At 71.5% G+C, this 12815-nt stretch carries 9 protein-coding genes; 3 read left to right on the top strand and 6 right to left on the bottom strand.

Annotated elements, in window-relative coordinates:
- The first annotated feature begins 43 nt into the window (after positions 1-43).
- From MQC88_RS08980 to MQC88_RS08990, 3 genes are read left to right on the top strand one after another with little or no spacing between them, the layout of a single operon-like run.
- The gene (locus tag MQC88_RS08980; protein WP_243321210.1) at positions 44-961 is read left to right on the top strand and encodes an ABC transporter ATP-binding protein; all 918 of its coding nucleotides are present in this window, start codon (positions 44-46) and stop codon (positions 959-961) included.
- Positions 958-2805, top strand: a complete 1848-nt coding sequence (locus tag MQC88_RS08985) for a hypothetical protein (protein ID WP_243321212.1) — start codon at positions 958-960, stop codon at positions 2803-2805. Before MQC88_RS08980 ends, MQC88_RS08985 begins: the two co-directional genes overlap by 4 nt.
- Complete coding sequence (locus MQC88_RS08990; RefSeq protein ID WP_243321214.1) at positions 2802-4865, top strand: S9 family peptidase; 2064 nt, start codon at positions 2802-2804, stop codon at positions 4863-4865. The genes MQC88_RS08985 and MQC88_RS08990 overlap by 4 nt, the downstream gene beginning before the upstream one ends.
- A gap of 31 nt (positions 4866-4896) precedes the next feature.
- Here the strand turns inward: MQC88_RS08990 and MQC88_RS08995 are convergent, their stop codons facing one another.
- The 6 genes from MQC88_RS08995 to phoB all read right to left on the bottom strand — a co-directional run bounded on the left by MQC88_RS08995 (position 4897) and on the right by phoB (position 12574).
- Complete coding sequence (locus MQC88_RS08995) at positions 4897-5448, bottom strand: phosphatase PAP2 family protein (RefSeq protein WP_243321216.1); 552 nt, start codon at positions 5446-5448, stop codon at positions 4897-4899.
- Positions 5426-6577 carry a glycosyltransferase family 4 protein gene (locus MQC88_RS09000; RefSeq protein WP_243321218.1) on the bottom strand — a complete coding sequence of 384 codons (1152 nt, stop codon included), beginning with the start codon at positions 6575-6577 and terminating at the stop codon, positions 5426-5428. Before MQC88_RS09000 ends, MQC88_RS08995 begins: the two co-directional genes overlap by 23 nt.
- A gap of 198 nt (positions 6578-6775) precedes the next feature.
- Positions 6776-8323, bottom strand: coding sequence for a Ppx/GppA phosphatase family protein (locus MQC88_RS09005; protein WP_243321219.1), 1548 nt, complete (start codon positions 8321-8323; stop codon positions 6776-6778).
- Between the two features lie 8 nt (positions 8324-8331).
- On the bottom strand, positions 8332-10407 hold the full coding sequence (gene ppk1 / locus MQC88_RS09010; RefSeq protein ID WP_243321328.1) for a polyphosphate kinase 1: 2076 nt from the start codon (positions 10405-10407) through the stop codon (positions 8332-8334).
- Positions 10408-10481: 74 nt separating this feature from the next.
- Positions 10482-11810, bottom strand: coding sequence for a phosphate regulon sensor histidine kinase PhoR (gene phoR, locus MQC88_RS09015; RefSeq protein ID WP_243321221.1), 1329 nt, complete (start codon positions 11808-11810; stop codon positions 10482-10484).
- 62 nt (positions 11811-11872) lie between these two features.
- Positions 11873-12574, bottom strand: a complete 702-nt coding sequence (gene phoB / locus MQC88_RS09020) for a phosphate regulon transcriptional regulator PhoB (RefSeq protein WP_243321224.1) — start codon at positions 12572-12574, stop codon at positions 11873-11875.
- Positions 12575-12815: the final 241 nt, after the last annotated feature.

Raw genomic sequence — 12815 nt, forward strand, 5'->3', positions numbered from 1 at the left:
TTCCCGCCCTGACCGCCCCGCACGATTCCCCGGACGACGACCCATGACCGACGACCATGTCATCGAGACCGACGCGCTCACCAAGCGCTACGGTCGCAAGCTCGCGCTCGACGCGCTCGACCTGCGCATTCCGCGCGGCCGCATCCATGCCGTGGTCGGCGCCAACGGCGCCGGCAAGTCCACGCTGTTCCGGATCCTGCTCGGCTTCATGCCGCAGACGTCGGGTGCGGCGCGCATCCTCGGGCGCGACAGCGGCGCGCTGCGGGCGGAAGATCGCGCCCGCATCGGCTTCGTCAACGAGGAACACACGCTGCCCGGCTGGATGACGGTCGGCGCGGTGGTGGCGATGCAGCGCCACCAGTACGCGCGCTGGCGCCAGGACGCATTCGATGAAGTGATCGGCCATTACCACGTGATGGCGGAGCAGAAGGTCGCGCAGCTGTCGCGCGGCGAGCGCGCCGGCTTCAACCTCGCCCTGGCGCTGGCGCAGTCGCCCGAGTTGCTGGTGCTCGACGAGCCGACGCTCGGCCTCGACGTGGTCGCCAAGCGCGCGTTCCTCGAGTCCCTGCTGTACAGCAACGCCGCCGAGCAGTGCACGGTGATCTATTGCTCGCACCAGATGGAGGAAGTCGAGCGCGTCGCCGACAACCTGGTGATCCTGGAACAGGGTCGCCTGGTCAGCATGTCCGCGCCTGACGATTTCCGCGCGCGCGTCAGCCACTGGATCGCCGACATTCCGTTCAAGGGCCCCGATCCGCGCAGCGTGCCCGGCCTGCTCGAGCAGCAGCGGCTCGACGGCCTGCAGCACTACATCGTGCTCGACCAGGACGAGGGCTTCGGCGAATTCCTGCGCGCCGCCGGCGCGCGATCGATGCAGAGCATGCCGGTGAGCCTGGACCGCGCGGTCAACGGCTTCCTGGCCAAGAACCACGCGGCACCGGTCCGGGAGGGCGCGCGATGAACGACCTGTTCAAGGGGGAACTGCTGCGCTTCCGCAACTGGGTGATCGCGGCCGCCGCGATCCATGTCGCCGGCCTCGGCTTCATGGCGCGCCTGGTCGACCTGGCGCAGCAGCCAAAGCTGGTGTACCAGGTGTTCGGCATGGTCTACGCCGTGGCCGGCGCGCTGCTGGGCCTGTACCAGATGGGCACCTACCGGCGGGCCAACCACTGGCTCAACCTCCTGCACCGGCCGCTGCACCGGTTGCGGATCGCCGCCGCGCTGTGCGGCGCCGGCGGCGTGCTGCTGGCGGTGGCTGTGGCATTGCCGATCCTCGCGATCGCCGCTTACCAGGAAGCGCTGACCGCGCGCGTGGTCGACGCGCGCCACTGGCTGCTGCCGGTGGCGGCGCTGCTGATCGCCTGTTGCGGCTACCTCGCCGGTGCGTACGCCGTGCTCGCCAACCGGCGCTGGTCGGCCGCCGCGGCACTGTTGCCGGCCGCCTTCATGTTCACCCAGGCCGCGGGCGTGGCCGCGCTCGTGGTGCAGGCCTTGGTGCTGCTGGTCCTCGCCGTGCTCGTGGGCATCGCGTTCAAGCCGCAGCTCGACGAGCCACCGCGGCGCCCCCTCTCGGTGGCGGCCACGGCGCTGCCGGTGCAGGTCGGCGTCTACTTCCTGCTGTGGATGCTGGGCATCGGCTACGAGATCGGCCTGACCGCGATCGGCCGACATCCGCTCAACGGCGGCCAGCCTGCCGCCGACGGCTACATCCAGTCCGGCCGCATGGAGCCGAAGGAACGCCTGCTGGCGGGGCTGGCATCGAGTCGTGACCCCGACGCGCCGCTATGGCGTGAGCAGGTCGCCCTGTCCGACGTGTTCGTGCTGTATCCGCTACGCGACCTGCCGACCCGCGGGCAGTTGACCGGCACGATGCAGCCGTTGGAGTTCGACGAAACACGGCGGCCGGTGACCTGGGTGTTCAGCCATGACCGCATGCGGTTCGTCGGCCGCGGATCGCTGGACGGCCGCCCCCGCGGCGAGCTCGGCGTGGGCGAGGGCAATGCCCCGTTCGCGGGCCCGGCGATGCCGGTCGGCGGCGATTACCTCGCCACGCCGTCGGTCGCCTACCAGTACGACGAGGACCAGCAGCGCGTGTTCCCGCGCGTCCGGCTGCCGGCGGGTGAGGTCTTCGCGACTCCCCCGGAAGCCGCAGGCGAGAACGTCGTCGTGCTCAGCAATCGCGCGCTCTACGTGTATCCGGGGCGCGAGGCAGCCAATACCCTCGACGTGCTGGAGCCGGTGCTGCGCATGCCGTTGCCCGCGCCTGTCGGCAAGCTCGGCAGCGCCGAACTGATCGAGCTGCTCGATGGTTACCTGGTCGCCTTCGACTACACCAATGGCGCCTGGGCGGGCGAGGCCGTGCCCTACCAGCAGGTGGTGCGAATCGACGGTGCGGGTCGCGTGCACGACGTCGCGCGGCGCAACCTGTCGTTCGACCTGCCGCTGGCCTACACGATGCGCAACTGGTGGCTGTCGCCGGTGCTGCGCGAGCTGTGCCTGTCGCTGCAGGGCGCGTTCGCGGCGCCGAATCCACTGGACGCGGGCACGATCCCGCCGCCGCCGCGCAACATCGCCCTGGTGGCGGGCGTGCTGTCCGTGCTCTCGCTGCTCGGTGCGATCGTGCTCACCCGCCGCCGCGCGTTCCCGCCGTTGGTGCGCTGGACATGGGTGCTGGCGTGCGGTGGCATCGGCCTGCCGGCGCTGGCCAGCCTGTGGCTGCTGTATCCGGCGGCCGGGCGCGCCGCGGCGGGCGCAACGGCGCGGGCGCGCGCTGCGACGGCACCGCTCGCGGGGATACCGCGATGACACCGCGCAAGCAGGTGTTCGCGGCAATCATCGAGGCGGTGCTGCCCTTCATCATGCCCACGCCGGTGCGAGCGGACGGCGCCGGCGACAGCGCGGCGCTGCGCGCGGCGGTCGCTGCCGAGCGCGCCAGGGTGCCAGCGCCGCGGCAGCCGCGCGACGCTTTCCTGGCGCCGCCGGCCCTGCCAGTGGTGCGGCTGTCGCCCGACAGCCTCCACGTCGCCTACCTGCGCAATGACGGCGAATCGCGCAGCCTCTGGCTGCTGCCCACCAAGGGCGGCGCGCCACGACAACTCGTGCCGCGCACCGAGGCAGACCAGCTCGGGTGGTCGCGCGACGGGCGCTGGCTGTTCGTGATCTCGCCGCGCTCGCTGGCGACGCTGGAGCTCGCGACCGGCGCCGGCATCCGCGTGCCGCTCCGTGGCCGGGACGAACGCCGCGTGATGCAGGTCGACCTGTCGCGACCGGCGGCCGTGATCCTGCGCGAACGCGTCCGCCGCGGCACTTCGGAGCGCTGGCGCATTGTGCGCATGGATGCACGCGGGCAGCGCACGCCGTTGTGGGAGGACGCGCACTGGGTGCACGACGTCGCCATCGACGCGCGCGGCCGCCTGGTCGCGCTCGCGCGATTCATGGGCGACCACGACGCCATCGCGGCGGTGGAACCGGGCGGCCGCCTGCGCGAGCTGCGGCGCATGGCGCCGATGGAAAGCGGAACGCTCGTGGGTGTGGACCGCGACGGCGCGCTGCTGCTGTCGGGCAACACCGGCGGCAACCTGCGGCGCGTGCTACGGCTGGATTTCGACGGGACCCTGCGCACCCTGCACGCCGATCCGCGCAACCAGGCCGACCTGGACGAGGTGGTGCTCGATGCAGCCGGCTCCGAGCCGTTGGTAGCGAGCTATCGCAGCGGCGTGGCGGCCAGCTACGGGCTGGGCAGCGCGCAAGCCGGGGTGGATGCGCTCTGGGCGAGGCTCGCCGGCCGCGACATCGGCATCGACATCGGCGCCGGTCCGCACCCGCGCTGGCTGGTGTCCGAGCGTGCCAGCACCCTGCGCGATGCGCGCTGGCACCTTTACGATCCGGCCAGCGGCAGGCTGCGCCCGATCCTCGCCGCCGCGGCGCAGGCCAGGCGCCCGCTGCCGGAAGTGGCGCTGGCGCGCAAGATCGCCTTCGACTATCCCGCGTCCGACGGCACGCGCGTGCGCGGCTTCCTGCTGCTGCCGCCCGGCGTCGATCCCGCGCGCCTGCCGCTGGTCGCCCACGTGCACGGCGGCCCGATCAACCACTTCCCGCCCGGTTACGACGCGATCGCGCAGTTGCTCGCCAACCGTGGTTACGCCGTGTTCCAGGCGAACTTCCGCGGTTCGACCGGCTTCGGGCGCGACTACACCTTCGCCCCGGGCGGCGATTACGGCAACGGCCGCGTGCAGCGGGACATCGTCGAGGGCGTGCGCTACCTGCTGGCACGGGGCATCGGCGATCCGCAACGGGTCGGCATCGTCGGCCATTCCTTCGGCGGCTATTCGGCGTTGCTGGGAGTGACATTCCAGCCGGACCTGTTCAAGGTCGGCGTGGCCGGATCGCCGCCGCCGGACCTCGCCTGGGGCATGCGCTGGCTGGTGGACGCGGGGGAGCAGGGTGCGCTGCCGGATCGCTCGCTGGCGCTGACGCTGCGCGCGCTGAAGATGGATCCCTCGGATCCCGCCACTTACGCGCGCCTGCACGCGCAGTCGCCGGCGGCGAACGTCGCGCGGATGCAGAAGCCGTTGCTGCTGATGGCCGGCGCCGCGGACCGCACGGTCGCGGCGCGGGGCGTCATCGACTACGCGGCGCGGCTGCAGCGGATCGGCAGGGAGGTCAGCCTGTACGTGGAGCCGGGTGGCGGCCATTCGCCGGTGGCGCCGCAACCGCGCGAAGCCTACGCCTACCTGATGGTCGCGATGCTGCACGCACACCTGGGCGGGGCAGCACCGGACGCGCCCGGTGCCGGACTGCGCGCCTACCTGCGCGAGAACCTGCGGCTCGCCGGGCCCGAGTTCGCGGCGCTGAAGCAGCACTGAGCCCTGCGCGAGCCGCGGGCAGCCCCGCGGCTCAGGTGAACAGCGACACGCCAGGCACCAGCCATAGCGACAGCGCCGCCAGGCCGCTGCCGATCGCAGTCGCGGTCAGCACGTCGCTGGGATAGTGCAGGCCCAGCACCACACGCGAGGCGGCAACGCTGGCACTGAACGGGATCAGCAACCACGCCAGTGCGGGGTAGTGCGCCAGCGCGACCAGGGTGAAGGCGACCGCGTGCAGCGTGTGGCCGGACGGAAAACTGAATTCGTCCAGCGGCGCGACCCAGGCGCGGATGCGCACGTCGCTGGCGAATGGCCGCGGTCGCCGCGTCCAGTGCTTGAGCAGCTTGTAGACCAGCAACGCGATCGCGCCGGTCGCTGCCAGGTGCAGCGACGCGGTCAGGCCCGCGCGCCCGTCGGCCAGCAGTAGCGTGGCCATCAGCCCGTACCAGAACGGCCCGTCGCCCATCCGGCTGGTGGCGCCGAAGAACACGCGCAGCCCCTGGCGCGCGCACAGGCCGTTGGCGCGCAGGCACCAGCCGCGCTCGCCGGCGCGAAGCCGCTCATGCAGTGGCGCTGCGTGCATCCGGCCTCCCCGCGCGCTGCAGCGCCTTCAGGATGTCGTCGAAGTCGGCGGCGACGCGCGCCGGGCGCAGGGCCGCAACCGCCGCGGGGGCGGCGTCGCGCATTGCCCCACGCAGCGTGGCGTCGCTGCCGATGCGCACGCAGGCGGCAATGAAGGCGGCCTCGTCGCCGTCTGCGGTCGCGGCGCCGTGGACGCCGTCGTGCAGGTGTTCGCGCGCGGCACCGTAATCGAAGGCCACCGTGGGCACGCCGCTGGCCAGGGCTTCCAGGGTGACGTTGCCGAAAGTCTCGCTACGGCTGGGGAAAAGGAACAGGTCGGCGCTGGCGAAATGACGCGCCAAGGCTTCTCCGCGCTGCACGCCGCAGAACACGAAATCCGGGTTTTCGCGCGCCAGGCGCGCCCGCTCGGGTCCGTCGCCGACCCAGACGAAACGCGCCCCGGTCCGCCGCGACTGCAATGCGCGGAATGCGCGCACCGCCAGGTCCAGGTTCTTCTCCGCGGCGATCCGCCCGACATGGATCACCGCCGGCGCGGCGGTGGCCAGTCCCCACTGCGCGCGCAGCGCCGGATCGCGGCGGCACGGAGAGAACGACACCGTATCCACTGCGCGCGGCAACCGCACCACGTGGTCGAACCCGCGCGCCTGGAGGAATTGCTGCAGTTCGCGCGTCGGCACCAGGGTCGCGTCGCCGCGGTTGTGGAAATGCCGCATCCAGCGCAATGCCGCAGGCTCCAGGAACGCGGCGCCGTAATCGCGCATGTAGGCGTCGAAGCGGGTGTGGAACCCGGTCGCGGCGGGGATCCCGAGCCGGCGCGCGGTGCGCAGCGCGGACCAGCCCAGCGGGCCTTCCGTGGCGACGTAGAGCGCATCGGGCGGGCTCGCGCGCCACGCCGACTGCAGTCGTTGCGTCGCCGGCAGGCCGAAGCGCAAGCCGGGATACCGCGGCAACGGCGCGCCGCGCAGCAGCAATTCGTGCGCCCCGCCCGGGCCTGTCTCGCCGGCGCGGCGCGGACGCAGCAGCACGACGTCGTGGCCGCGGTCGCGCAGGCCCCGTTCCAGCCCCTGCACGGTCAGGGCGACGCCGTTGACTTCGGGCGGATAGGTCTCGCTGACGATCGCGTAGCGCATGCGGCGGCCCCGGTTTCGCCAAGGCTGCGCCGCGGGCATGAAGGGACGATGGCGGGGCAATGACCAGGGCGTGACACGCCCGACAGGGCCGGGTTGGTGGCCCTGCGCGCACCGCGCCGCGCGATCTTGCCGTGGCTGCCGCGCGGCGCCAGGGGCAAGGGCGTGCACCGTCCGGCAGCGCGCCGTCGGCAGCGCAGGTCAGTCGGTGTCGATCCGCAGCGTGATTCCCAGGGCTGCGAAGGCTTCCGGTTCCTCGGCGAGGTCGGCATGCAGCAGGGGGCGTGCCTCGAGCCAGCGCCTGGGCAAGGACAGCACCAGGGTGTCGCGGTCCGCCTGCAGGCGCAGATCGGGCAGGGCACCCGTTTCGTGCGAACGATGCAGCAGTACCGCCAGCCGCAGCAGCGCCGCCTTGCGCCGGGTCGCCGCCAGCAGGCGGTCGGGGATCAGGTCGAACGCCGATTTGGGCACGTTGCGCCGGTGCGTGCGCACCAGCGCCGCCAGCACCCGCTGCTCCTGTACCGAGAAGCCGGCGATGTCGGAATGCTGCAGCACGTATGCCCCATGCACCTGGTACTGGCTGTGGGCGATGGCCAGTCCGAGTTCGTGCAGGCGCGCGGCCCAGGCCAGCATCAGGCGGTCGTCGGGTTCCAGCTGCCAGGCGCCGCAGACGCGATCGTGGAACTGCAGCGCGGTTGCGGCCACCCGCGCGGCCTGCGCGGCGTCGACGCCATAGCGCTGCATCAGCGCCTGCACCGAGGCGTCGCGCGGATCGTCGGCGCCGCCGCGCCCGAGCATGTCGTGCAGCACGCCTTCGCGCAGCGCGGCCTTGCTCACGGCCATGCGTTCCAGCCCGAGCGTGGCGAAGGCCGCTTCCAGCACCAGCACGCCGCCGGCGATGATCGGGCGGCGCTCGGCCGACAGCGAGGGCAGGTCGATGGCGTCGATGCGGCCGGCCGCGAGCAGGCGGTCGCGCACCTGCGGCAGCGCCGGCGCGGTGATCGCGCCCTTGGTGAGCTTCATTGCCGCGCAGATGTCGCCCACGGCCTTGATCGTGCCCGAGGCGCCCAGCGTCTCGTGCCAGCCCACGTGCCGGTAGACGCCGGCAAACTGCTGGAACTGCGCGCCCACCTCGAGCAGGGCCTCCTTCCAGCGCTTCCTGGTCAGCTTGCCGTCGCCGAAGAAGCGGGCCGTGGTCGCCACGCAGCCCAGCTGCAGGCTTTCGCGCTCGACCGCATCCAGGCCGGTGCCGATGATGCACTCGGTGGACCCACCGCCGATATCGATCACCAGCCGCAACTGTCCCGGCCGCGGCGGTTGCGCGTGGGCCACGCCCAGGTAGATCAGGCGCGCCTCCTCGCGGCCGGAAATGATCTCGATCGCATGGCCGAGGGCGGTCTCGGCCGGGACCAGGAACGCCTGCGGCGCGGCCAGCTGGCGCACGGTGTTGGTGGCCACCGCGCGCACGCGTTGCGGCGGGATGTCGCGCAGGCGCTGGCCGAAGCGCGCCAGGCACTCCAGCGCGCGCTTGCGCACGTCCGCGCGCAGGCCGCCGTTGCCGTCCAGGCCCTCGGCCAGCCGCACCATCTCGCGCAGGCGGTCGACCGTGCGCAGTTGCCCGAGCACGTAGCGCGACACCACCATGTGGAAACTGTTGGATCCCAGGTCGATGGCGGCGAGCAGGTCGCCGTCCTGCAGCGGCAGGGCGACCGAGCGTGGATGCAGGTGGGTGTGCGCAGCGTCGTTCATGGTTGGGCTCAGCCGCACAGCTTGGCCAGCAACGCGGCCTGCGCCGAATGCGGCATGGCGTCCGTCTCCGGGACGAGGTGGCGATAGCTGCCGTCGGCCTGCAGTTCCCAGGCGTTGAGGTTGTCGGCGAGGTAGTTGTCGAGCGCTTCGCCCTTGACCCGCGCCGCCAGTTCCGGCTCCAGGATGGGGAAGCAGACTTCGACCCGGCGCAACAGGTTGCGCTCGAGCCAGTCGGCGCTGGCGCAGAACAGCTCCGGCGCATCGGCGTTGGCGAACCAGTACACGCGGCTGTGCTCGAGGAAGCGACCCACGATCGAGCGCACGCGGATGTTGTCGGAAACCCCCGGCAGTCCCGGGCGCAGGGTGCAGGCGCCGCGCACGACCAGGTCGATCGACACCCCGGCCTGCGACGCGGCGTACAGCGCGCGGACCACCTGCGGCTCGTTGAGCGCGTTCATCTTGGCGATGATGCGCGCGGGCCTGCCGGCGCGCGCGTGCCTGGTTTCGCGTTCGATCCGTTGCAGCAGGCCGGCGTGCAGGGTGAACGGCGACTGCAGCAGTCGCTTGAGTTTCGTCGCCGGTGCCAGCCCGGACAGCTGCTGGAAGACCTGGTGGACGTCGTTGCCGATGTCGGTGTCGGCGGTGACCAGGCCGATATCGGTGTAGGCGCGCGCGGTGCCGGCGTGGTAGTTGCCCGTGCCCATGTGCACGTAGCGGCGCAGCTTGCGGCCTTCCCGGCGCACGATCAGCAGCATCTTGGCGTGGGTCTTGAAGCCGACCACGCCGTAGACCACCTGCACCCCGGCTTCCTGCAGGCGGTCGGCGAAGCCGAGGTTGGCTTCCTCGTCGAAGCGCGCGCGCAGTTCCACCACCGCGGTCACGTCCTTGCCGTTGCGCGCGGCCTGCACCAGCGCATCGACGATCGCCGAGTCCTTGCCGGTGCGGTAGAGCGTCTGCTTGATCGCCAGCACGTTCGGATCCTCGGCGGCCTGCTTGACCAGCTCCAGCACCGGGGTGAAGGCATCGAATGGATGGTGCAGCAGCACGTCGCCGTCGCGCACGCGCTCGAAGATCGCATCGCCGCCGGCCAGCTTGCGGGGCTGGAACGGCGGGTATTTCAGTTCCGGGCGCTGCACCAGGTCGTAGACCTGGATCACGCGGTTGAGGTTGACCGGGCCGTCGATGCGGTAGACCGCTTCATCCGGCAGTTCGAAGTTCTCAAGCAGCGTGCGCACGATGGGCTTCGGGCAGTTGCGCGCGATCTCCAGCCGCATTGCCCGCAGGTAGCCGCGGCCGACCAGTTCGTCGCGCAGCGCGAGCGCCAGGTTCTCGACCTCCTCCTCGTCGACGATCAACTCGGAGTTGCGGGTGACGCGGAACTGGTAGGCGCCCTTGACCTCCATCCCCGGGAACATCTCGTCGACGAACGCCGACAGCACGGCCGACAGGAACACGAAGTCGTGCTCGCCGCCGGAGACCTTCTGCGGCAGCTGGATGATGCGTGGCAGCGAGCGCGGCGCGCGCACGATCGCCAGGTGCCCGGCGCGCCCGAACGCATCGCGGCCCTTGAGCACGACCACGATGTTGAGCGACTTGTTGAGGATCTTCGGGAACGGGTGCGCCGGGTCGAGCCCCAATGGCGACAGCACCGGCATGATCTCGTCGCGGAAATAGGCGCGCAGCCAGCGGGTCTGCCTGGCGTTCCAGTGGTCGCGCGCCAGCACGCGCACGCCGGCTTCGCCCAGTGCCGGGCGCAGCACCTCGTTCCAGCAGCGGTATTGCGCCTGCACCAGCTCCGCGGCGCGGTCGTGGATGCGCTTGAGCACGGTCGCCGGCGGCAACCCGTCGGGCGCCGGCGGCAGGTCGAAATCCAGCGCGTGGCGCACCGTGGCAGCGCGGATCTCGAAGAATTCGTCGAGGTTGGTGCAGGAGATGCAGAGGAACCGCAAACGCTCAAGCAGCGGCACCAGCGGATCCTGCGCCTGGGCCAGCACCCGGAAATTGAAGTCCAGCTGCGACAGTTCGCGGTTGGCGTAAAGCGCCGGGTCGCGCAGCGGATCGTCGGATTGCGGGTCCGGCGGCATCGCCGGCGCAAGCGCGGGAATCGCCGCGACGCGGTTGGCGGCATGCTTTTTCGACGGCTTGCCCGACGACTTGTTCACGCGATGCTCCAGGTGTCCTGCGGCTGGCGCGAACGCACGCGCGCGGCGCCAAAATGGCAGGAGAAGGTGCTGCCGCGCCCGACCTCGCTCTCGACCTCCAGCCACGCCTGGTGCAGTCCCAGCACGTGCTTGACGATCGCCAGGCCCAGCCCGGTACCGCCGCTTTCTCGCGAACGGCTGGTCGACACGCGGTAGAAGCGCTCGGTGATCCGCGGCAGGTGAGCGGCGGGAATGCCGAAGCCGCTGTCGCGTACCGACAGCACCGCGCCGCCGTCGGCGTCGCGCCTGAGCCCGATCTCGATCGTGCCGCCGGCCGGCGTATAGCGCACCGCATTGCTCACGAGGTTGGAGAAGGCGCTGTGCAGTTCCTTGGTGGAGCCCCACAGGTCGACGCCGGCGGCATCCTCGATGCTGATCGCGTGGCGTTTCTGGCTGAGCGCTTCGGCCTCGCGCCTGAGCGTCGCCAGCATCGGGGCCATCGACACCTCCTCGTCGGCCAGCGCTTCCTGCGCTTCCAGCCGCGACAGCGTCAGCAGGTCCTCGACCAGCTGGGTCATGCGTTGCGACTGGCGCTGCATTTCCGCCAGCATCGGCGCCCAGTCCGGATGCTCGGCCGGATCCAGCATCTCCAGGTAGCCGTGCACCACCGTCAGCGGCGTGCGCAGTTCATGCGAGACGTTGGCCACGAAGTCCCGGCGCATCTGTTCCAGCCGGGTCAGCCGGCTGACGTCGCGCGCGACCAGCAGCCACAGGTCCTCGGAATAGGCGATCAGGCGCAGGCTCAGGCGCAGGTCCGGATCGACCGGCGACGCCGCATCGGTCAACGGCTCGGCGTTGCGGCCGGCGGCGAGCCAGTGCGCGACCGGCAGCGGTTGCAGCCGCTCGCCCAGCGCGGCGTCGACGTCGCGCGGGTAACGCAGCCCCAGCAGCGCAGTCGCCGCGGCGTTGAACCAGGCGATCCGCTGGCTGTTGCGCTCGACCACCACGACCGCATCCGGCAGTGCGTCCGCCACCGCGCGGTAAGCGCGCAGCATTCCGATCAGGCGCCGCTTGTGCTCGCGCATTTCCTGCTGGCCCCGGTGCAGCAGGCGGTCGAGCTCGTTCCAGACGCCGGTGCCGGGCGATGGCTCGAAGCGCTGGCGCGCGGTCAGGCGCAGCAGTACCCCGCGCAGCTTCCAGTAGTGCCAGGCGACCACGCCGAGCGCGGCGAGCGCCAGCACCAGGCCCGGGTGGCCCAGCACCACGCCAAGCGCAAGCGCGGCTGCCAGCACCAGCGCGAGCTGGCCGAGCGTCTTGAACCATGCGGTGCGGGCGCGGGGTGGCATCGGGCTAGTCTAGGCAATCGCGGCGGCGGCGGCTGGGAGCGGGCCGCGCGACGGTCGGGGATTCAGGCCGCGGCCGAGAAACGGTAGCCGGCGCCGCGCACGGTCTGCACCATCGCGTCGAGCCGCGTCGGTTCCAGGGTCTTGCGCAGGCGGCGGATGTGCACGTCGACGGTGCGCTCCTCGACGTAGACGCTGCCGCCCCAGACATGGTCGAGCAGTTGCGAGCGGCTGTAGACGCGCTCGGGGTGGGTCATGAAGAAATGCAGCAGGCGGTATTCGGTGGGCCCGATGGGCACGGCTTCGTCGTGGCCATCGACGCGGGCGTAGACGCGGTGCGCGGCGCCATCGATGCGCAACGCACCGACGGCGATGCTGCCGTCCTCATCGTCCTCGCGCGCACGACGCATGACCGCGCGGATCCGCGCCAGCAGTTCCCGCGCAGAGAACGGCTTTACCACGTAGTCGTCGACGCCGGCCTCGAGCCCGCCGACGCGATCGTTCTCCTCGCCGCGCGCGGTCAGCATGATGATCGGCACCTCGCGGGTGAGGGCGTCCTTGCGCCAGCGCCGCGCCAGCTCCAGGCCGCTGGTGCCCGGCAGCATCCAGTCGAGCAGGATCAGGTCGGGGACGCGGTCGGCGATCGCGGCCTGCGCCTCGCGGGCGTCGCCGGCGTGCGCCGGTTCGTAGTCGCCCTTGCGCAGCGCGAACGCGACCATGTCGCGGATCGCGGGTTCATCGTCGACGATCAGGATGCGCTTCTGCATGGCGGGGCTGTGGTGGTGGCTCCGGTTGCCGGCATTAGACGACACTTTCATGACTGTCCGGTGACAGGGAGAAAGATGGCCTTGCGCCGCGGAATACCGTGGCGGGGCGCGCGTCCCGGGCAAGGCGGCACCCGTAGCTCCTCGTTATTGGCTGGGTTGTGCCGCGTCGCCCGGGACGCCCCCGATACCGGGGCGACCTGGTGGAACTTGCCGTGAGGCAACGCGCTGCGTTGCGGCGCTG

Source organism: Cognatiluteimonas sedimenti (assembly GCF_022808325.1).
In the GTDB taxonomy this organism is placed as follows: domain Bacteria; phylum Pseudomonadota; class Gammaproteobacteria; order Xanthomonadales; family Xanthomonadaceae; genus Cognatiluteimonas; species Cognatiluteimonas sedimenti.